The organism is Marinomonas polaris DSM 16579, assembly GCF_900129155.1.
In the GTDB taxonomy this organism is placed as follows: Bacteria; Pseudomonadota; Gammaproteobacteria; order Pseudomonadales; family Marinomonadaceae; genus Marinomonas; species Marinomonas polaris.
The window spans coordinates 190623-211974 of sequence record NZ_FQVF01000008.1 but is presented as its reverse complement, the minus strand read 5'-3'; the positions used below and the strand labels follow the sequence as shown (position 1 = coordinate 211974).

The window sequence follows — 21352 nt, the reverse complement described above, 5'->3', positions numbered from 1 at the left end:
TTTCCAATGAGTAAACCTGGACAACAAGTAATCAGTCGATTGCGACAAATGATTTTGTCTGGCGAACTAGAGTCAGGACAACGCCTTGCTGAAATTCCAACCGCAGAACAACTTAGCGTGTCACGCACGCCAGTACGCATTGCCTTTCGAACCCTAGAACAAGAAGGCTTACTGACCAAATTATCAGGACGTGGCTACATTGTTCGCCAAGTGACGCAAGCAGAGATTAGCGGTTCTATTGAGGTACGAGGCGTGTTGGAGGGTTTGGCAGCAAGACAAGCGGCTGAAAATACACTATCAAAAGCGCAGAGCAACGAATTGTTACAACTATTAAAACAAGGCGATGAATTGTTTACGAAAGGCACTATCAATGAACAAGATCTTGCCACATACCACGACATGAACCAGCGTTTTCATCAAATCATTATAGAAGCCAGTTTAAACCCAGCCATAGCTGAAGCCTTAAGTCGTAACGAGCATCTGCCTTTTGCATCGGTTAGTGCTCTGGCATTTGATCGTCATAATCTTGCCCAAGAATATCGCCGTTTTAACTTTGCTCACATGCAACATCACGCGGTATTTGATGCTATCAGCCACGGACAAGGAAGCCGCGCTGAAGCCATCATGCGTGAGCATGCCAATGCCACACACAGCTACGCAAAAATATTCTCCCAAATGGAGGAAAATGGCGAGAAAATGCACGTTCTTAATAATCTAGGCACTATAACCTAAGAAAGATCCGTATTACCAAGCGGCACTTCTAAGGCGTTACTAATACCAATAGGTTGCCCAACCATTTCGTCATAAGCACTTTGATGACAAAGCACCATAGCGCCAACATTCTTGCCTTTGAACAAGGCTTGCAGATCTAGCTTATTATGACTAGTAAGAAAACGCCCTTGTTCCGTTTGTATATATTCTTCTTTGTCTCCGATCACCACCGACAGCTGATACAAGTTTGACTCCAAAGAATGAAGCTTTACCTTGTCGACATGAGAAATCTTTTTAAGCTCTTTTAATAGCATGACAATGTACCTTTGCTGTTTTTATTTAGATACGCATTTAGCCATTACTCAGTTCACATAAAATTGCGAATCGCCGTGATAAGTTCATGCTAAAGTACTGCAATGAATAATAAGAACAGGAAAAAACATGACACTCCCTGATATTAACAGCAGCTATAAAAATTCAGCAGATGTGCAAACTGCATTTGATAAAATCCAAGCTTATATGGACAAGCCAGGTCGCACTTTAATCGGTTTAACCGGTGGACCAGGCTCGGGTAAAAGCACCCTAGCTGACTATTTGCTCGATCATTTTACAAAGCAACAAAACTCGCAAGTTGTTTGCCTTTCAATGGATGGTTTTCACCTGTCTAAAGCCCAACTCCAAGCTCTACCTAACTCGGAAGAAGCCTTCGCTAGACGAGGTGCACCTTGGACATTTGATAGCACGGCCTTTGTAGAGCAAGTTAAGAAGATTCAACAAGGTTACCAACAAGACGATATTTTATGGCCAAGCTTTGACCACGCTTTGGGTGACCCTATTGAAGATGATTTATCGATAAAGAAAGAAACCAAGGTCATACTCGTTGAAGGCTTGTATTTGCTGCATCAGCAAGATGGTTGGCAAGAATCTAAAGCCTTGTTTGATGAGCATTGGTTTTTAGACATTCCTGTCGAAGTAGCAATAAAGCGACTAGCAAAGCGACACATGAAAGCTTGGGGCTTCAGTCATCAACAAGCTATGGATAGAATCAATCAAAGCGACGGACTAAACGCAGAATTAGTCTCAACGTACAAAGGTCAGGCTGATTGGTTGTTAAGAGTCTAAAGCTTATCTAGACTCTTAATTTTTATATTTTTTTGAGACTTTATGTCGCTACGCTCTTTGGGCTGCAATAGCTTCAGCGCTTCTTTCAAATGTCAGGTTGATCCGTAAGAACATACCTTGAATGGCTTCAACCTGATTAGAATCCCCTACAAGACTAATCAACTCATCATATAAAGACTTACAGGCTTTTTCAAAGCCATCATCACACCGACCTTTACTTGCCAATAAAAAAGCATTTGCTAAGGCGGTCTGCCAATTTTCCAATGAGTACAACGGCTGTTTTCCAGCCAAGCTTTCACAGATCGAGCGCAATCGAATAGAAACATGCCCAAGATTTAAAGCGGTCAATGCTAAATCAGTAATTGCACGCGATTTAGAGCCTTGATCATAATTTGTTAAACGTAACAACCGATCCGCCATACGGCGGTTATACCAAGCAGTTGGGCTGGTATGTTGATCAATTTCCAATAAATCTTGGTAAGTTGTTTTAAAGATACGATGAACCAATAACTGAACACTTGGCCCAGTAATCAGATGAAATACCCAAAATAAAATACACACGCCTGCAAAAATTGCCATGGCAGAGCTCATTGTGTAATCGATAGAAAAAGCCCGACTCATGTCCCTACTTGGACTAACTAGAATGGAAAAAGGAATACAGAAGCCCAAGCCATAAGGCAGAGTTTGCCGATCCGCAAGAAGCAATAAACCGATAAAATATGGAGCAGCTAGTACAAGCAATAAAATCTCTAATTGCCCGGAACTTTGTGACAATAAATTAAGCGCGAAAAAAACCGCCACAACTACCGCTGCGACAACACCAATCAATAGCCTTTTTAGAACAACTTTTAGAACCATCAAAGGCAATCGGGCCAGCATGATTGAAAAAATCACCGGCAAAATCATGATCATTAATGCTGCTGTAGAACCAGTACTTACCCAGATACAAGCACCAATCAAGAATACTACAGTGGTTCGTACCCCAATAATCAATCCAGCTAATGGATCTCGATAACTCAACATACTGGGTGCATTCAACAAGGTGCTATCACGCTCCTCTAATGCTCGATACGCTCGCAGTAAGACAGTCAACTCTGACGTGATTTCCGCACCAACATTTAGCATGTGAGATTCAAAAGGTGAATCCGAGTTATTTTTAGCGCGATAATCGGCAAGATCACGACGTAATGTTTTAACCTGATCCAAGCAATAGTCAAAATCACTAGACTCAGCAATACGATCAAATGCCTCACGTAATTGATCAAGCAACTGATTTAAGGTAGGCGTTATTAATTCCGCATGACGGCGCTGCAAACGACCAAAAATCTGCACCAAAGCCAATAGAGACAGTACTTTCTGAGCCAATTGATTGGCTGCTCTTGTTCGCCCTGGCCCCTTTGGCCCTTCATAACTGGCGGCACTAGAATCTTCGCTCACCATACCTAGTGTCGCCATAATGCCATCAATTTGCTTATGACGGTTTTCATGAGTTCCCGTCCGATCTAACTCGGTAACAAGATACTGCAACGTTTGATTAATCACCGATCTGGCCTGCATTTGCAGACTGTCTTTGACTTTAACTGGCCAGAACATATGACTGACAACACCCGCACAAATGGACCCGATAACAATTTCGCTTACACGAGCTTGAGCAATATTAAACACAGCCTGACTATCTGCAGTTGACGGGTTCACCATCACCATCAAAACAATGATTTCTGACGTTACCGCAGCCATGGCAAATGCATAAACGAAATTAGCTTGTCGCACCAGAGCGGATAAGGCGGAATTCAAACCCAGCCATAACGCCAAGACACCCAAAGCCAAATAGGGATATGGCATCAATTGAGTTAATAATAAAATACCAAATAGGCCACCTATAATAGTGCCGACAATTTGGCAAATGGCTTTCTCAACGACTAAGCCACTTTCAGGACGCATTTGCAAAAAAACAGCGGAAACTAACGCCCAATATGGCCGATCGAGATTCAAAGAGAGAGCAATCGTTAACGCCATCGCCATTGCAATAACGCCTTTGAGCGCAAAAATAACCGCCTGCTTTTCAGGTAAAAACAGATTACGAAGCACGATTCCCAAGGCTATCTCCTTACCGCTTAGTAAGATGAATAGTGGCCGTCATACCAGCGCTCAATTGTGTTTCTTCTGCTAACGGATCTAACTTGATATCTACCGGAATGCGTTGCGATAAGCGCACCCAGTTAAAGGTTTGCTGAACCTGCGGCAAAAGCTGACCATTACTCTGAGTATTGGTATTCGCTATGGCTTTACCAATACTTACAACATGACCCGTTAATGGCTTACCACCGCTCAATAACGTTATTTTTGCTTGTTGATTTAAATGAACCAAGGGTATTTTGGTTTCCTCAAAATAGCCAGTTACATAAAAGGAATCTGACTGAACAATGGCAAAAACCGAGGCTCCTTGGCCAACATAATTTCCCTGACGTAAATTCAAGTTAATAATATGACCTGACACAGGTGCATGCACTTGAGTTCGGTCTAAATTAAGCTGAGCTGTCGCTTGCTGGGCTACAGCCAAATCATAATTTGCTTTGGCGATTTCGGTACTGATACGAGAAGACTCTAAATCTTCAGCGCTAATGGCTTTTTGACTAAGCAATGCAGTACGTCGTTCGTACTTATGTTTCGCCAACTGCCAAGAATACAAAGCATTTTCTGTGTTGGCTTTACTTTGATTAAATGCTGCTTGATAACGCTTTTGATCAACACTGAACAGTAAATCACCTTCTTTAACGGCCTGATCATTGGTGATATTCAGATTCGTTACCCAACCAGACACATCAGGTGCAACCGTCACTATGTCTGCACGAATACGGCCATCACGAGTCCAAGGGGAATGCATATAATCATTCCACACCCAGCGTCCAGCAAAAATAGCAGCCACAACAACCAACACAGTCAAAAGAATACGTAGATATTTCGCCATTGATTTATCTTCCACCTAATAAATAAACAGTTAGTGCCAAGTAACAAACAAATAATGACACTTCAAACCAAGCCACTCGCCAAATACGATCGTGCCAGTCCAAGCGATGAAGAGCAAAACGAGTTAACGCTGCTAATAAGAAAGCAATCGGAAAATAAATGACCAAGGGACTAAACTCTAAGCCACCAAAAACAACCACATGAAGCATTATGAATATCCTGTCGTTAAGACGTTAGACAGTGTTACGAATCACTCAAAAACAGATAGCGTATTAAGAATAGAATTTTATCGCGATAACACCAACTAATTGTGCAGCTAACAGCTAAATAAAAACACAATAATAACAATTAGCTACATTTTGCTCTTAGCAGTGGTAGCGCTGAACTTGGTTGCCACTTAATTTCGAGATAAGAATAATCTGGATGTAACCAAAGATCACCAATAGCAACCAATGCATCATCTAAGTACAAGTAAGGAAGATGTTCACGCCACCAGTTTGGTATCGCTTCATCGTTAAGCCATTTTTTTAACTTACGAGTTTTGCCATTTGGCATCATTAAACTCTCACCCTGAGGACGAGCCTTCAACACACAAGCATCACTGCCACTTACACAAATTTCGTCAAATGGGCGCAACAAAGCCTCACCAGAAAACAAAGCAGCTAGCTTAACGGCTTCATCAGATGGCAGGAGGTAAACCGCATTTTGATGGCGCATTATCCGTCCATGGGAAAATTCAAATTCAGGTTGTTTATCTTCCGCACTGGAAAACATCGCCTCAATACTTAGCAACTGGGCTTGAGGTAATGAAACCCCTTTATCTTGCAAAAAATGTCGCCACCAAAAAAGCCGTTCCTCAATCGATTTATCAGCAATATTAGATAAAACCAAACCGCCAAGTTCGTTGCACCAAGCAACTAACTGCCGCTGAGCAAACAGAGAAAGCATGGCATAATCCGTCGCAATTCGTTGCGCACTGGAGACGATATTTCGCTCCATTTTTGGAAAGCGTTCTTTCAGAACTGGCACGACACTTTGACGAAGAAAATTACGCGTAAAATGCTCGTCGGCATTGGACTCATCATGAATCCAAACAAGTTGGTGTTGCTGAGCGTAATATTCAATATCGTTTTTTGAAGCAGCTAGCAGAGGACGGATCAAACGGGTACTACCATAGCCAAGCGGCCTTTCGTATGGAATACCAGATAAACCCTTTCCGCCCGTTCCTCGCAATAAACGAAACAACACAGTTTCAACCTGATCACCAGCGTGATGAGCCAACAGAATCACATCCCGATCACTCATTACCTTTTGAAAGGCTTGATAACGAGCATTACGAGCCGCATCTTCTAGAGAAGCCTGAGCATCTAACTGAACTCGTTGTGCAATAAAAGGCACATCAAGGCTGTCACAAACAACCTCACAATGCTTTAGCCAATCATCGGCATTAATACTCAAACCATGATGGACATGAAGCGCTACAAGCTTTTGTTTTTGCTCCACTGATATTTGATTCACCAAAGCATGCAGCAAGACATGGGAATCTACGCCGCCACTAAAGCCAATCCAGACTCTATCTACCTCAGAAAATAAGGAATCTATCCACTCAGCATTAAATCTAAGAGGCGACAAAGAAATTAGTGATTTAGGAGTTGAGCGTTTCATCATAAAGTTTGGGAGCAAAGTGCCTTAAACGTAAGAAACAAAAAAGCCCCCAATATAGGAGGCTTTTTAAGAAAACAAAAACTTATAGACCGTAAGACATTAAACGGTTGTAACGACGAGCCAATAGCTCTTCTGTTGTCAAGGCTTCCATACGATCCAATGCTGCAAGAACATTTTTCTTTAAACTCTGTGCAATTTCTTCATGGGCAATATGCGCACCACCAAGAGGCTCTTGAATAATGTTATCAACAAAACCCAACTCTTGTAGACGCTGAGCCGTAATGCCCATTGCTTTCGCCGCATCAGAAGCACGGTCTGCACTCTTCCAAAGAATAGATGCACAACCTTCCGGTGAAATAACAGAGTATGTGCCGTATTGCAGCATCATTAGCTCATCACAAACGCCTATTGCCAAAGCACCACCAGAACCACCTTCACCGATTACTGTAGAAATAATCGGAGTTTTAAGGCGAGACATAACTGCCAAGTTAAAAGCAATTGCTTCACTCTGGCCACGCTCTTCCGCGCCAATACCAGGATAGGCTCCAGGTGTGTCAATTAATGTCACGATAGGCATATTGAAACGCTCTGCTGTTTCCATCAAACGCAGGGCCTTACGATAACCTTCTGGACGAGGCATACCGAAATTACGAAGTACTTTTTCTTTTACTTCACGACCTTTTTGATGACCAATAAGCATTACTGGACGGCCGTCTAAACGGGCAATACCACCAACAATGGCGCGGTCATCGGCATAATGACGATCACCATGCATTTCTTCAAAATCAGTAAAAGCGTGTTTAATATAATCAAGAGTATATGGGCGCTTTGGGTGACGCGCTAACTGAGAAACTTCCCATGCCCCTAAATTACTAAATAAACTCTTAGTTAACGCTATTTTTTTATCTTCAAGACGACTAATTTCATCGCCTATGTTGAGTTCATTATCGTTACCGACTAAACGTAACTCTTCAATTTTCTGTTCGAGCTCAGCAATCGGCTGCTCAAATGGGAGATAATCTAAATTCATGGTTTAATTACACTACTGTTTGGTTGCCATCAAATACAAGGACAAAAGGCGGCTAGCCGTTTGCTCTATAGCTCTATTAAGCGCATTTCTACGCTGCACTCCATTGCAAAAACTATTTAAATGAGTCTAAGTATACACTAACTGAACATTTTGTTTACCGTATTGTTTCTGAAGTTGGTGAATTAATTCGTCATCCGGACGAACCTTCCAACCCGATCCTAAACGGATATCACCACATGCTTGCGGCGTATCAAAACCTATCACCACATCGCAGCCATCACCTCGATATGATTCCATATAGTTTGCCAATGTCTGTATTTCTGTTGGTGTTACTGTCTCTGACGTCCACGTAATTCGCAATGCTTCTACATAACGAACTCGAGCCTGAGCAATATCAAGAATATTTCTTGCTATAACTTTTTGTCCGCCACGAAATTCGTCAACGGTAATTTCACCCTCCACAACTACAACCTCATCTTTGACAATAACGTCTTTGAAGGTATCGTAGTTATCAGGAAATACCGTCACTTCTATTCGAGCGGAACGGTCATCTAGTGTTACAAAGGCGATGTTACCACCTTTTTTACTCTTGGTAATACGTAAGTCAACAATCAAACCCGCCATGACCTGCGTATCACCACGTTTTGGTTGTAAATCCACAATTTTTGAACGAACAAAGCGACGAATCTCTTTTTCATATTCATCTATTGGGTGACCTGTCACATACAAGCCAAGCGTATCTTTTTCGCCATCAAGACGCTGACGTGGTGGCCATTCATGTTGAATCCCAATTTCCCTATAAGCATCCTCGGTATTTTCTTCTACCGCGATACCAAATAAATCCATCATGCCAGCATCTTGGTTTTTAGCATCTTGAACGGCTCGTTTCAGTGCCTCATCAATACAAGCAAATAACGTAGCTCGATTCGGGCCTATAGTATCAAACGCCCCAGAGCGAACCAAAGCCTCCATTACTCGCTTATTAACTTTACGACCAACTCGTTGGCAGAAATCAAAAATATGCTCGAAAGGACCTTCTTTGCGAGCTTCTACAATGGCCTCAATCGGACCTTCACCCACGCCTTTAATCGCTCCCAGCCCATAGACGATGGCACCTTTTGGATTAACAGTAAATTTGAAAACTGACTCATTGACGTTAGGTAACTCTAACGCTAGCTTCATTGAACGACACTCTTCAATGAAGATAACGATCTTATCCGTATTCTGCATATCAGCAGACAATACAGCTGCCATGAAAGGTGCTGGATAATGATTTTTTAGCCAAGCTGTTTGATAGGAAACCAGTGCATACGCCGCCGAGTGAGATTTGTTAAAACCATAACCAGCGAATTTCTCCATCAAATCAAAGATGTTACCTGACAAGTCCCTATCGACATTATTTTTAAGTGCGCCTTCCATGAAGATCAAACGCTGCTCAGCCATGACCTCGGCTTTTTTCTTACCCATCGCACGACGAAGTAAGTCAGCACCACCCAGAGAGAACTTAGCCAATACCTGAGCTATCTGCATTACTTGCTCTTGATACAAGATAATGCCGTAAGTCGGTTCCAATACAGGAATCAGATCTTGATGTTGATAATCTGGATGAGGGAAAGCCAGCTCAGCACGACCGTGCTTACGGTTGATAAAGTCGTCCACCATGCCCGAACCCAATGGCCCCGGACGATATAAAGCCACCAAAGCGATAATATCCTCAAAGCGCGAAGGCAAAAGCTTTTTAATCAACTCTTTCATACCGCGAGATTCCAGCTGGAATACCGCGGTAGTTTCCGCTCTTTTTAGGAGGTCATACGTGGACCTGTCTTCCAGATCGATCAAAGAGATATCGAGCGGTGGCTTACCCTCTAACGCATTAATAGTATCAATGTTTTTAACGGCCCAATCGACAACCGTCAGCGTTTTCAAGCCTAAGAAGTCGAATTTTACTAAGCCAGCTTCTTCAACGTCATTTTTATCGTATTGGGTAACCAGACCAGAACCGTCTTCTTCACAATAAAGCGGGGCAAAATCAATTAGCTTAGTCGGTGCGATTACTACACCACCAGCGTGCTTACCAAAGTTACGTACCACGCCCTCTAAAGATATCGCCATTTCCATGACTTCAGCTGCGTCTTCATCGCCCGCTAAAAATTCCGGTAATGCTGGCTCTTCTTCCAAGGCTTTTTTAAGCGTCATACCGATTTCAAAAGGTATCAACTTAGATAACTTGTCACCTAGGCTATAAGGCTTACCTTGCACCCTAGCCACATCTCGAACCACGGCTTTTGCTGCCATTGCACCGAAAGTGATGATCTGAGATACAGCATCACGTCCATAGGTACGCGACACATAATCGATTACTCGGTCACGGTTATCCATACAGAAATCGATATCAAAGTCAGGCATGGATACCCGCTCTGGGTTCAAGAATCGCTCAAATAACAAATCGTATTCGAGTGGATCAAGGTCGGTAATTTTAAGAGCATAAGCCACCAAAGAACCGGCACCAGAACCACGACCTGGACCAACAGGAATGTCGTTATCTTTTGCCCACTGAATAAAGTCCATTACGATCAAGAAGTAACCAGGGAACCCCATCTGGTTAATAATAGTTAATTCAAAATCCAAACGATCCCAATATTCCTGACGGCGCTTTTCGATACGTTCGCCATATTTTTTGGTGAGAAAGTTAAAACGCTCTATCAAACCATCATATGATAGCTTGCTAAAGAACTCCTCCATCGTCATGCCTTCAGGCACTGGATAGTCAGGCAAAAAGTACTCACCCAACAGAACATCAACACTACAACGCTTAGCAATCTCTACGGTATTTTCTAAAGCTTCAGGTATATCTTGAAAAAGCTCCGCCATTTCTTCAGGCGTTTTAAAATATTGCTCTTCGGAATAACGACGCTTGCGACGCGGGTCATCTAAAGTCACACCATCATGAATACAAACTCGCGCCTCGTGGGCTTCAAAGTTCTCACGCTTTAGAAAACGTACATCATTGGTTGCCACAACAGGACAATCTAGCTCGCCAGCCAAAGGTACTACGGCATGAATATAGCTTTCTTCTCCGGGTCGGCTGGTTCGTTGCAACTCGACATAAAAGCGATTGGGGAATACTGACATCCAATGAGCTAAACGGTTTTTAGCCTGCTCGTGTCGACCTTTTTGCAGTAGGTAACCAATATCACCAAAACCTGCGCCAGATAAAGCAATGACATCCTCACTATGCGTTTCTATCCACTCTCGTTGAACGATTGGACGACCTTCTACCTGGCCTAGCTGGTACCCCTTCGAAATGATGGCAATTATGTTTTTATAGCCCTTATTCGACGTAGCCAATAAGGTAAAGCGGTAACGAGAATCCACATCATCGTCTTCGGCAACGACAACATCCGCACCACAAATAGGCTTAATGCCTTTTTCCATAGCCCCTTTGTAAAAGCGTACAAAGCCACATAGGTTATTTTCGTCCGTAATAGCGACGGCAGGCATAGACATAAACTCGGTAGTGCCGAGCAAGCCTTTGATTTTTACCAAGCCATCCACCAAAGAAAATTCGGTATGGACTCGTAGATGTATAAATGACGTGGACAAAATATTATCCCTCTAAAATCTTCTTAACTGGACCAAAACTGCGTCTATGAATCGGCGTGATACCATGCAAACGAATCGCTTCTAGATGCTGGGCAGTAGGATAACCTTTATGTTTTTCAAAACCGTATTCTGGGTAAATCTGTGACACTTGAACAATATCTCTATCACGTGTGACTTTAGCCAAAATAGAGGCGGCAGAAATAGCCGATTGCCGAGCATCGCCTTTAACCACAGCTTCTGCAGAACAAGGTAAATTAGGCGGAATACGGTTACCGTCAACTAATACATGTTCTGGAACTATGGAAAGTAAAGCAACCGCACGAGACATAGCCAACATACTGGCATGAAGAATATTTATCTCGTCAATTTCCTCTATCGTTGCGCTGGCAATGCCATAAGCCAAGGCTTTTTCTTGTATTTCAACAAATAAAGCTTCGCGTTTTTTTTCACTTAGTTTTTTGGAATCAGCTAAGCCAGCAATGGGTCGTGACGGATCTAAAATCACTGCTGCAGCCACAACTTCTCCCGCTAACGGCCCTCTTCCAGCCTCATCAGTCCCGGCCAATAAATTTCCAAAATATACCTGACTAACAAAAGGTTCCATTATTTATCTTTTCCTTCAAGCATACTAACAATAGCTTGAGCCGCCTGCGCACCAGCATTTTTGCGCAACATGGTATGCAAATCTAGATACTTGGCTTGAATGGCTTTATCGGTAATAAAAGACCGCCAAGTTTGTAACAATCGTGTCGCCAAATTATCTGGCGTCGCATCATCCTGAAGAAGCTCAGGCACTAACGCTTCATTAGCCAACAAATTAGGCAAAGAAACATAAGGAACTTTAACCATTCTAGACATAATAGCGAAAGTAAGCTTATTGACCCGGTAGGACACAACCATTGGTCGTTTCACTAGCATAGCTTCCAATGCTGCCGTACCAGATGCAAGTAGAATAGCATCTGATGCTGCCATCACAGTGCGTGATTGCCCATCAATCAAAATAGCTTCGGCATTGGCTTCATGCAATATTGCTTCTATTTGAGTTCGACGCTCTTTATTCGATGCAGGAATCAAAAAAGTAGCAGAAGGTTCTTTTTGCTTAATCAATTTAATGGTATCGATAAAAAGCGGCGCTAAACGAGACACTTCACCTTCACGAGACCCAGGTAAAATACCAAAAACAGGACCATTAATAGGCCCTAGATTAAGCTTCTCTCTGGCAATAGTGACATCACTTTCAAAAGGTATATCATCAGCTAACGTATGCCCAACACAAACTACCGGAATGTCGTGCTCATGATAAATAGGTAATTCAAACGGAAAAAGTGCCAACATAAGGTCGATGGATTTTTTGATATTAAAAATCCGTTTTTGACGCCATGCCCAAACTGACGGACTAACATAATGAACTGTCGGTATACCTGCTTGTTTTAATTTTCTCGCAAGCGGCATATTAAAATCAGGTGAATCTATACCAATAAAAGCAGTAGGGGGATTGTTTAAACAAGACTGGTATAGGCGCTTACGAATACCCAAAAGCTCTCTGAGCCGCCCTAAGACTTCAACCAAGCCCATGACAGACAATCGATCCATCGGCACAACACTCTTGAAACCTTGCGCTTCCATTAGTGGACCACCAATACCTTCAAAAATTGCTTCGGGTTGTAACATCTTTAGGTGAGCGATCAAATTTGCGCCCAGAATATCACCCGAAGCTTCACCAGCTACCAACACATACCGTGTCGCAGACGTTACTTGCATTTATACAACCTCTAATAATAAAAAACCCCGAAATAGTCCGGGGTTTTCTTTTAAAACATGGTGCCTATCGGACAATTCCACGTTTTGAATGCCGAATTGACAAAATGTACTCTGCCACTTCAGGAATATGAAACATATCCCCGTGCTCAAGCTCTAGTAACGCAGATTCTAGGGTTAAACCTTTTAGGTACACCGTCTTATATGCAGTACGCAATGCTCTAATGACTTCTGCAGATACACCTCGACGGCGCATACCTTCAAAGTTCATACCATGCGCTTTAGCAGGACTACCAGAAACCATGACATACCGAGGCACATCTTTAGAAACCATTGACCCCATACCACACATGCTAAAAGAGTTAACCTGACAAAACTGATGAATACCTGTATACCCACCAAGGATGACATGATCACCAACCACCACATGCCCAGCAAGAGCGGCAAAGTTCGCTAATATATTGTGATCTCCCACAATGCAATCATGACCAACATGCGTACTTGCCATAAACAAGTTATGGCTACCTACCGTTGTAATACCATTATCTTGGATGGTACCACGATGAATCGTCGCATTTTCACGAATAACATTACTGTCACCAATCACAAGCTGTGTTGGTTCACCCTTATACTTTTTGTCTTGGTTCGCTTCTCCAACAGAAGCAAACTGATAAATCTCATTATTACACCCAATTGTCGTATGACCATTAATAACAACATGAGATTTAATAATACTACCAGCACCAATTTTTACATTCGGTCCGATCACACAAAAAGGACCAATCTCCACACTGGAGTCAATCTCTGCTTTCGAATCGATCAAAGTAGTTGGATGTATCGCCACTATATTTTCCTGTCTGCACACATAATAGTTGCAGAGCAAGCTAACTGACCGTCAACTGTAGCTCTACATTCGAACTTCCAAATGCCTCGTTTTTCGGCAATAATTTTTGCTTCCAATTGCAAACGATCGCCAGGTACAACTGGTCGCTTAAAGCGCGCATTATCAACACCGACAAAATAATAGATAGAACCATCTTCAGGTTTCTTACCCATTGTCTTGAAACCCAATACACCGGCAGCCTGTGCCATAGCCTCAATAATCAAAACACCAGGCATTACTGGATGATTAGGAAAGTGGCCATTAAAAAAAGGCTCGTTAATCGTCACATTCTTATAGGCAATAATGGAATCGTTCAGATTTATCTCAACAATACGATCTACTAGTAAAAACGGATACCTATGAGGTAAATACTGACGAATTTCATTTACGTCCATCATTAAACATCAACCTTTGTCTGAAAGCTTTTTAATTTGTTGTCCCAGTGATGAGATCTGTTTTGCCATTTCATCAATTCTTCTAATTCGAGCTGCTGTTCTACGCCATTTACCTGTGGGCTCCATCCCCATCCCTGAAGAGTATGACCCAGCTTCATCAATGGATTTGGTAATCATAGTCATTCCTGTAATATGGGTGTGATCAACTATCGAAAGATGACCTGCAATTCCAGCCCCACCTGATATAGTACAGGAAGCACCTATTTTCACACTCCCAGCAATCCCAACGCATCCTGCGATGGCTGTATTATCGCCAATTACGACGTTGTGAGCAATTTGAACTTGGTTATCTATTTTAACACCATTACCTATTTGCGTATTCTCTATAGCCCCGCGATCAATTGTTGAATTCGCACCTATTTCAACATTATTACCAATAATTACAGAGCCTAATTGATCAATTTTCTCCCAAAAACCGTCATTCGGTGCAAAACCAAACCCATCCGCGCCAATCACAGTACCGCTATGAATAATACACGCCTCACCAACCTCTACATCATGATAAAGAGTGACATTAGAATATAGACGAGAACTTTTACCTATCTTAACACCTCGGCTAAGCACACACCCTGCGCCAATAACACAACCCTCAGCAATCAAGACATCATCATCAATAACGGCATTAGGCCCCACCACGACATTTTCTGCTATCGTTGCTTTAGGTGACACTACAGCACTTTGGTGAATGCCTGACCAGCAATGTGTTGCAGGTACAAAAAGATGTGATATCTGAGCAAATGCTAAATAAGGATTTGAAACAACAATGGCATTATCTACCAATTGAGCCAACTCATCCGTCTTTACAAGAACTGCACCAGCAGATGTCGATCCAAGTAGACTTTGATACTTAGAATTAGCCAGAAAGCTCAACTCTTTCTGGGTCGCTTTTTCAAGCGATCCTAATTTCTCTATAACTAGATCAGCATCACCTTTTACAACACCTTGAACCTTGGCTGCTAATTGCCCTAGCGTATAACTCATAGATTAATTATCCTTATTAATACGTTTTACTAGTTCATCTGTAATATCTGCATCTGCGTTCGCATATAGACTTAACTGTCTATTAAGTACCAATTCCAATTTACGCTCTTCAATCAAAGACTTCAGGGCAGCCTCACCTTTAGGAGTCAAAGATTGTATTAATTGTTGCTCTAACGCTTTAGCCTGCTGCTGCATATTGGCAGCCATTGCTCGCACTTGATTCTGATGCTCAGCTAACTGTTGACGGCGCTTGTTAAATTCATCTTCGGATAGCGTCAATTCATCGCGCTTCAGATCTTTTGCTGATGCTTCAAGTTTTTCCTGCTCTTTTTTCAAACGAGCGTCCATTTCAGCCACTTTTTGCTTTGGTTCCTTAGCAGCCTCTTGACCTATATTACTTTGTAAAAGTGCCGATCTAAAATCAACAACAGCGACTTCAGTTGCTTGTACGCTATTAATAAAGCATAGAGTGAAAATTACAATTATGAGTTTTTTCATTTTCAAATCCTATTAAATAATACTTTCTAAATTAAAAAGTGGTTCCCAATTGAAATTGGAAAAAATCTGTTTTATCGCCACTTCTTGAATTCAGAGGACGTGCAAAGTTAAATGACAACGGTGCAATTGGAGTAATCCATGTCCAACTTAAACCAACACTGTAACGTAGCTCAGCGGGGTCAATACCTTCGTTACACTCGGAATTACCTGCAAGACAAGTGTCAGTAAAGACGTTACCACCATCCAAAAATAAAGCCGTCCTGACGGACTTATGGTCTTCTACCATAGGTAGTGGAAAAATAAGCTCCGCCGTACCCGTCATCAGAATATTACCACCTAATGCCGAACTACTATTCGTTGAGCCAGCATCATAAGAGTTTTTAGGCCCCAAGGATGAAGAACCATAACCTCGGACTGAATAAGAGCCACCCGCAAAATAGTTTTCAAAAAAAGGCAAATTTTCAGTGTCACCATATCCCATACCATAGCCCAAACGACCTTTTAGTCGAAACAGCCATAAATCAGAGCCATTCAAATTCCAGTATCGTTGAGAGTTCAAGCCAAGTTTGACGTATTGCTGATCGCCAACAGGTAAAGCCACCTCTAATGTTGCTTTTGTAGAATAACCATCAGTTGGCAGTACACCACCAACTAAATCGCTATCACTCCACGTTAAGCTTGCAATGACGTCATCATAATTATCACCCTGACTATTTACGTAGTCTTTTGTTTCATTAGATGGGTCATAACCTAATTTCACAGTACTTTCTTTTATTGTCATACCGAATGATAAGCGCTGAGTATCCGAAATTGGATAACCATAACTAACACCTGCACCAATTTCATCTAAATCGTAATCTTCCACATCATCATCGGCATGATCACTGGTTTTATAGAAAATCTGGAAGCCTCGACTAACACCATCTACAGTAAAATACGGATTATCATAACTAATGGAATAATCTTGTGTTTGGTTTGTTCGTGACGCATTAAAAGATAATTTATTACCTGTGCCTAAAAAGTTACGCTTAGATATCCCGAAGCCTAGTACAGTGCCATCTTCTTGCGAGTAACCGATACTCGCTTGGATACTACCTGAAGCCTGCTCCTGAACCACAACATCAAGATCAACCTGATCTGAAGTTCCCGCTACAGGTCGAGTGCGTAAATCAACATTGCCAAAAAAACCAAGTCGTTCAATACGACGTTTAGAAGATTGAATTTTAGAGTGAGTTGCCAAAGCCCCTTCAAATTGAGTCATCTCACGGCGCAATACTTCATCTTGTGTTTCGCTATTACCGCTAAAAGTAATTCGGCGAACATAGACCTTAGGACCAGGCGCAATTTGATAACTAAGGTTAACTGTATGGTCATCTAGCTTCTCAGGAATCACGTTCACGTTAGTGAACAAATAACCGTCATCACCTAGCTCAGTCGAAATACCTTCGATGATTTTTGTCACTTCGCTACGAGAGAAAACATCTCCTTTTTTCTGAGAGATTTGCTTCCACACCCTATCTTCTGCAATAGGCAAACTACCACTTAAAGTAACGTTATTGATATTATAAGGTTTGCCCTCTTCGACATTTATTACAATATAAACATCACGTTTATCAGCTGACAAACTCACCTGACTAGAGACAACATTAAAATCCAAATAGCCATTATCTAAATAGAAGCTTTTGAGCGTATTGATATCACCTTCTATTTTACCTTTCGCATATTCGTCGGCAGAGCTAAAAGGATTCCAAGAGCCAGTCTCTTTGGATTCAAAATCTTTTGTCAACGTCTCTTCATCAAAGTCTTTGTTACCAACGATATTGATGTGAACGATTTTGGCTGTATCACCTTCGTCGATTTTAATGACAATCCCAGTACGATTACGAGGCATGTCCTTTACTGCAATATCCACCTTGGCACTATAGCGACCCAAAGCATAATACTGACGTTGAAGCTCTTGGACTATTTGGTTTAGCGTCTCTGGTTTGTATATTTCACCAATCTCTAACCCAGATAATTTTAAGCCTCGCTCTAAATCTTCTGTTTTAATTAGTTCATTACCTTCAATAGTCAGATTACCAATCGAAGGACGCTCCGCAACCTCAAAGACCAAAATATTATTTTCTTCATAAACATCAATGTCACTAAAGTAACCCGTGTTAAAAAGAGAATTAATAGCTTGATAGACTTTATCAGAATTATAAGACTCGTTCTTATCAAAGCCTATCACATCAAATGCCCTAGATGATGGCATTTGCACTAACCCATCAATCCGGACATCCTCTACGGTTTTTGCAAAACTTTGCACGCTTATTAAAGCCAAAAATACTGCTGAAACGACTTTCACATATACCTCTCTACAAGCGGGCAATATCATTAAAAATGGCGACAGCCATTAGAGCAAATAAAAGAGAAGCACCAACTCGATACGCCATACTCTGAATTTTCTCAGAAACTGGCTTTCGACGAATAGCTTCAATGCCAAAAAATAACAAATGCCCACCATCCAACATTGGAATAGGCAACAAATTAAGCACACCCAAACTAACACTGAGGTAAGCCATAAATTTCAAAAAAGATTGCAAACCGGAATCTGCAGACGCACTCGCTACTTTTGCAATCGTTATCGGCCCAGATAGATTATCGACCGAAATCAATCCTTGTAACATTTTCCCGATAGAAGAAGCGGTCAAAGATACCATCTTAGATGTTTGTGCAACACCATAAGAGAGCGCCTCAAGCGGACCATAGTAACGCTCCCTAATAAGACCCTCATCCCATTTTGGCGGAACTACTGCCAACCCAGCATACCCTATCGTTTTGCCATTTTGCTCAGTAGATTTAGGCAATAATAATAATTCCAAAAAATCTTGTGAGCGCTGAACCTCAACCGACAGCATCTTATTGGGATTCGCCTGAACCAGCCCAACAACTTGTTGCCAGTTAGATATAGGTTGATTATTTATTTCTAAAATCTTATCACCAGACTGAAAACCCGCTGCAGACGCAGCACCATCATCAACAACTTGAGCAATAATAGGAAGCACCTCAGGCTGCCATGGAGACAAACCAAAGGCTCGAATCAAATTACTTGGTTCATCACCAACTAACCACCGATTAAGCTGCACAGTATCTTCCTGCAAGGAACTTAATCCATCAGGTTGATAGCGAACGATAATGGTTCCTGTTTTACCAATCAAGCCCGCTAGCACTAAATTTACATCTTCCCATGAGGTTACAGATTCGCCAGCAAGGGAAATAAGCTCATCTCCGGCTTGAATCTGAGTTTGAGCAATCGGGGTATTTTGATCAACTTTACCGACTTTTGGCGCAATAGATTGCACACCTAATAAAGCGACAACTGCATAAATAACGATGGCCAAAATAAAATTAGCAACAGGTCCAGCCGCCACAATAGCGATTCTCTGCCAAACATTTTTTGCATTAAAAGCTTGGTTTCTCAATTCTGCAGAAACATTTCCCTCACGCTCATCAAGCATTCGAACGTAGCCACCAAGAGGAATCATAGCCAATGTAAACTCTGTTCCTGTTTTGCCGACATAACGATAAATCGGCTTTCCAAAACCAACTGAAAAGCGCAGCACTTTGACACCACAACGGCGAGCGACAAAAAAATGCCCAAACTCATGAAAGGTGATTAATAGACCTAAAGCTACAACAATAGAAAGAATATTTAACATCATGAAAAGCTACCGCGAGAAATCATATCGAGAGCCAAATGACGAGAGTATCGATCTGCCTCAAAAACATCATCAAGATCATTCACAACAACAATATCTGCAGCCATCAATACCTTTTCGTTTACACGAGCAATGTCAAGAAAACCAATCTGGCGATTCAAAAAAGCCGCGACCGCAATTTCATTTGCTGCATTCAAGGTTGCCATCGCTGTACCGCCCATAAACCAAGCGTCAGCAGCTAATTTCAAATTTGGAAAACGAATTAAATCAGGTGATTCGAAGTTCAAACGAGCAATATCAATCAAATTCAAAGGAGGGACATTTGTCTCAACTCGGCTGGGCCAGCTCATACCATAAGCTATTGGAATTTTCATATCTGGATTACTCATCTGCGCAATAACAGACCCATCAAGGTACGATACCATAGAATGAACAATGCTTTCTGGATGCACAACAACATCTACTTGGTTCGGCGTAATATCAAACAACCAACAAGCCTCAATCAACTCTAAGCCCTTGTTCATCAAAGAAGCAGAATCAATGGATATCTTTTGCCCCATAGACCAGTTTGGATGCTTACACGCCTGCTCAGGAGTCACTGAAGCCATTTGATCTAGGGGCCAAGTTCTAAAAGGCCCACCGGAAGCTGTCAAAATCACCTTAGATACATCTTGCTTATGCGCGCCACGAACTGTTTGAGGCAAGCTCTGATAAATAGCATTATGCTCACTATCTATTGGAAGAAGCATGACATCATGACGAGCTACTTCGTCCATAAAAAGCTTACCAGCAGTAACCAAGGACTCTTTATTTGCTAACAATGTTCGCTTACCAGCACGTATACCGGCCAAAGTAGGCTTAAGTCCAGCAAATCCCATAATGGCAGCCATAACCTGGTCAACTGAAGAGTCAGAAGCAATACTATCTAAAGCCTCTTCACCCCACTCAAAGGAAATAGCTAAACCATGACACTGCTGAGCCAATTCATCGCGCGCCTTTTGCGACCCCATCACTACACGCTGAGGCTTAAAACGACGACATATATCGGCCATTTTATCCACACTTTCATTCGCCGATGCATTAATCAAAGCAAATTTATCAGGGTGCTGAGCAATAATATCTAGCGTGCTTTGACCAATAGAACCAGTCGCACCTAACAAGCAAATACCTTGCATCAAAGCCATCCAGCTAAACTTAGCAATAAAACATAAATAGGAGCAGCAGCTGTCAAACTATCAACACGATCCATAACACCACCATGACCAGGAATAAGATGGCTAGAGTCCTTCAATTCTTCATGGCGCTTAAATAAACTTTCCGTCAAATCACCTAATACAGACACAGACGATGTTATTAACGCGATAACAGCTAACACACACCAATTAAAAAGAGTGAAATCACTTAAGAAAGCAAAAATAATCACACCCACTTGAGTTAACAGCAAACCACCAATAACGCCTTCCCATGACTTACCAGGACTAACAAAACGTGCAAGTTTTCTTTTACCAAAGGCTCGACCAGCAAAATAAGCACCTGAATCAGCGCCCCAGATCAACCCCATAAGAAGCAACACCCATACAACAAAATTGTCTGACTGTTTTAATACCACCAAGGCCGACAAAGTCGTAACCAACACAAAAACGCCAAACAACAAACGACTAAAAACGTGCTTCCAAATTAGTTGTGTTGGGTAACGCATTACCCAATACAAAGCTAAGCCCCATAACAGAGGACTCAAATAAAGTGATGTTTTCTGCAAATTATAATTCAATACAACAAAGCAAACTGCACCGATAAAAGCAGCGTATAAAATACGGCCAACTTGATTGCTTACACCAGATAAACGCGCCCACTCCCAGCCTGCTAAACAAACAACAGCAGCCATGGCAAAAATAAAGTTAGAAGCTTCTAATACAAACACGGCACAAACAAACAATACAGCCATAACAATGGCACTGAGAACTCGAGGAAGTAACAT

General features: G+C 41.9%; 19 protein-coding genes. 2 read left to right on the top strand and 17 right to left on the bottom strand.

Going from position 1 to position 21352, the window contains the following annotated elements; genetic code table 11:
• The first annotated feature begins 6 nt into the window (after positions 1-6).
• Positions 7-732 (top strand): GntR family transcriptional regulator, encoded by a 726-nt coding sequence (locus BUA59_RS10505; protein ID WP_072839655.1) that lies wholly within the window; start codon positions 7-9, stop codon positions 730-732.
• On the opposite strand, the gene BUA59_RS10500 is transcribed toward BUA59_RS10505, so the two are convergent.
• Positions 729-1025, bottom strand: coding sequence for a DUF6482 family protein (locus tag BUA59_RS10500; protein ID WP_072839654.1), 297 nt, complete (start codon positions 1023-1025; stop codon positions 729-731). The genes BUA59_RS10505 and BUA59_RS10500 overlap by 4 nt on opposite strands.
• Positions 1026-1152: 127 nt before the next feature.
• On the opposite strand from BUA59_RS10500, the gene BUA59_RS10495 reads away from it, so the two are divergent.
• Complete coding sequence (locus BUA59_RS10495; RefSeq protein WP_072839653.1) at positions 1153-1833, top strand: nucleoside/nucleotide kinase family protein; 681 nt, start codon at positions 1153-1155, stop codon at positions 1831-1833.
• 48 nt (positions 1834-1881) lie between these two features.
• Here the strand turns inward: BUA59_RS10495 and BUA59_RS10490 are convergent, their stop codons facing one another.
• From BUA59_RS10490 to BUA59_RS10415, 16 genes are all read right to left on the bottom strand, one after another.
• On the bottom strand, positions 1882-3921 hold the full coding sequence (locus BUA59_RS10490; RefSeq protein ID WP_245813132.1) for an FUSC family protein: 2040 nt from the start codon (positions 3919-3921) through the stop codon (positions 1882-1884).
• Between the two features lie 19 nt (positions 3922-3940).
• Positions 3941-4801, bottom strand: a complete 861-nt coding sequence (locus BUA59_RS10485; protein WP_072839651.1) for an efflux RND transporter periplasmic adaptor subunit — start codon at positions 4799-4801, stop codon at positions 3941-3943.
• A 4-nt stretch (positions 4802-4805) separates the two neighbouring features.
• On the bottom strand, positions 4806-5009 hold the full coding sequence (locus tag BUA59_RS10480) for a DUF1656 domain-containing protein (protein WP_072839650.1): 204 nt from the start codon (positions 5007-5009) through the stop codon (positions 4806-4808).
• Positions 5010-5148: 139 nt separating this feature from the next.
• Entirely contained in the window at positions 5149-6468 is a 1320-nt protein-coding gene (tilS, locus tag BUA59_RS10475) for a tRNA lysidine(34) synthetase TilS (RefSeq protein WP_072839649.1), read from the bottom strand.
• Between the two features lie 79 nt (positions 6469-6547).
• Positions 6548-7495: an acetyl-CoA carboxylase carboxyl transferase subunit alpha gene (accA, locus tag BUA59_RS10470; protein ID WP_072839648.1), complete on the bottom strand. Its 948-nt coding sequence runs from the start codon at positions 7493-7495 to the stop codon at positions 6548-6550.
• Between the two features lie 126 nt (positions 7496-7621).
• Positions 7622-11098 carry a DNA polymerase III subunit alpha gene (gene dnaE / locus BUA59_RS10465; RefSeq protein WP_072839647.1) on the bottom strand — a complete coding sequence of 1159 codons (3477 nt, stop codon included), beginning with the start codon at positions 11096-11098 and terminating at the stop codon, positions 7622-7624.
• A gap of 4 nt (positions 11099-11102) precedes the next feature.
• Positions 11103-11702 (bottom strand): ribonuclease HII, encoded by a 600-nt coding sequence (rnhB, locus tag BUA59_RS10460; RefSeq protein WP_072839646.1) that lies wholly within the window; start codon positions 11700-11702, stop codon positions 11103-11105.
• Entirely contained in the window at positions 11702-12859 is a 1158-nt protein-coding gene (lpxB, locus tag BUA59_RS10455; RefSeq protein ID WP_072839645.1) for a lipid-A-disaccharide synthase, read from the bottom strand. Before lpxB ends, rnhB begins: the two co-directional genes overlap by 1 nt.
• A gap of 64 nt (positions 12860-12923) precedes the next feature.
• The gene (lpxA, locus tag BUA59_RS10450; RefSeq protein ID WP_084122336.1) at positions 12924-13700 is read right to left on the bottom strand and encodes an acyl-ACP--UDP-N-acetylglucosamine O-acyltransferase; all 777 of its coding nucleotides are present in this window, start codon (positions 13698-13700) and stop codon (positions 12924-12926) included.
• Positions 13700-14137 carry a 3-hydroxyacyl-ACP dehydratase FabZ gene (fabZ, locus tag BUA59_RS10445; RefSeq protein ID WP_072839643.1) on the bottom strand — a complete coding sequence of 146 codons (438 nt, stop codon included), beginning with the start codon at positions 14135-14137 and terminating at the stop codon, positions 13700-13702. Before fabZ ends, lpxA begins: the two co-directional genes overlap by 1 nt.
• Positions 14138-14143: 6 nt before the next feature.
• Positions 14144-15175, bottom strand: a complete 1032-nt coding sequence (gene lpxD, locus BUA59_RS10440; RefSeq protein ID WP_072839642.1) for a UDP-3-O-(3-hydroxymyristoyl)glucosamine N-acyltransferase — start codon at positions 15173-15175, stop codon at positions 14144-14146.
• Positions 15176-15178: 3 nt separating this feature from the next.
• Positions 15179-15673, bottom strand: a complete 495-nt coding sequence (locus tag BUA59_RS10435) for an OmpH/Skp family outer membrane protein (protein ID WP_072839641.1) — start codon at positions 15671-15673, stop codon at positions 15179-15181.
• Positions 15674-15704: 31 nt separating this feature from the next.
• On the bottom strand, positions 15705-18020 hold the full coding sequence (bamA, locus tag BUA59_RS10430) for an outer membrane protein assembly factor BamA (protein WP_245813126.1): 2316 nt from the start codon (positions 18018-18020) through the stop codon (positions 15705-15707).
• 10 nt (positions 18021-18030) lie between these two features.
• Positions 18031-19377: an RIP metalloprotease RseP gene (gene rseP, locus BUA59_RS10425; protein ID WP_072839639.1), complete on the bottom strand. Its 1347-nt coding sequence runs from the start codon at positions 19375-19377 to the stop codon at positions 18031-18033.
• Entirely contained in the window at positions 19374-20549 is a 1176-nt protein-coding gene (gene ispC / locus BUA59_RS10420) for a 1-deoxy-D-xylulose-5-phosphate reductoisomerase (protein ID WP_072839699.1), read from the bottom strand. The genes rseP and ispC overlap by 4 nt, the downstream gene beginning before the upstream one ends.
• Complete coding sequence (locus BUA59_RS10415) at positions 20549-21352, bottom strand: phosphatidate cytidylyltransferase (RefSeq protein WP_072839638.1); 804 nt, start codon at positions 21350-21352, stop codon at positions 20549-20551. The genes ispC and BUA59_RS10415 overlap by 1 nt, the downstream gene beginning before the upstream one ends.

What these genes read in the sequence shown, in the direction of transcription:
- BUA59_RS10480 (WP_072839650.1), bottom strand. Translation starts at nt 5,009, where the DNA reads ATGCTTCATGTGGTTGTTTTTGGTGGCTTAGAGTTTAGTCCCTTGGTC.
- BUA59_RS10485 (WP_072839651.1), bottom strand. Translation starts at nt 4,801, where the DNA reads ATGGCGAAATATCTACGTATTCTTTTGACTGTGTTGGTTGTTGTGGCT.
- lpxD (WP_072839642.1), bottom strand. Translation starts at nt 15,175, where the DNA reads ATGAGTTATACGCTAGGGCAATTAGCAGCCAAGGTTCAAGGTGTTGTA.
- rnhB (WP_072839646.1), bottom strand. Translation starts at nt 11,702, where the DNA reads ATGGAACCTTTTGTTAGTCAGGTATATTTTGGAAATTTATTGGCCGGG.
- BUA59_RS10505 (WP_072839655.1), top strand. Translation starts at nt 7, where the DNA reads ATGAGTAAACCTGGACAACAAGTAATCAGTCGATTGCGACAAATGATT.
- accA (WP_072839648.1), bottom strand. Translation starts at nt 7,495, where the DNA reads ATGAATTTAGATTATCTCCCATTTGAGCAGCCGATTGCTGAGCTCGAA.
- fabZ (WP_072839643.1), bottom strand. Translation starts at nt 14,137, where the DNA reads ATGATGGACGTAAATGAAATTCGTCAGTATTTACCTCATAGGTATCCG.
- BUA59_RS10435 (WP_072839641.1), bottom strand. Translation starts at nt 15,673, where the DNA reads ATGAAAAAACTCATAATTGTAATTTTCACTCTATGCTTTATTAATAGC.
- tilS (WP_072839649.1), bottom strand. Translation starts at nt 6,468, where the DNA reads ATGATGAAACGCTCAACTCCTAAATCACTAATTTCTTTGTCGCCTCTT.
- BUA59_RS10495 (WP_072839653.1), top strand. Translation starts at nt 1,153, where the DNA reads ATGACACTCCCTGATATTAACAGCAGCTATAAAAATTCAGCAGATGTG.
- BUA59_RS10500 (WP_072839654.1), bottom strand. Translation starts at nt 1,025, where the DNA reads ATGCTATTAAAAGAGCTTAAAAAGATTTCTCATGTCGACAAGGTAAAG.
- BUA59_RS10415 (WP_072839638.1), bottom strand. Translation starts at nt 21,352, where the DNA reads ATGTTACTTCCTCGAGTTCTCAGTGCCATTGTTATGGCTGTATTGTTT.
- ispC (WP_072839699.1), bottom strand. Translation starts at nt 20,549, where the DNA reads ATGCAAGGTATTTGCTTGTTAGGTGCGACTGGTTCTATTGGTCAAAGC.
- lpxB (WP_072839645.1), bottom strand. Translation starts at nt 12,859, where the DNA reads ATGCAAGTAACGTCTGCGACACGGTATGTGTTGGTAGCTGGTGAAGCT.
- rseP (WP_072839639.1), bottom strand. Translation starts at nt 19,377, where the DNA reads ATGATGTTAAATATTCTTTCTATTGTTGTAGCTTTAGGTCTATTAATC.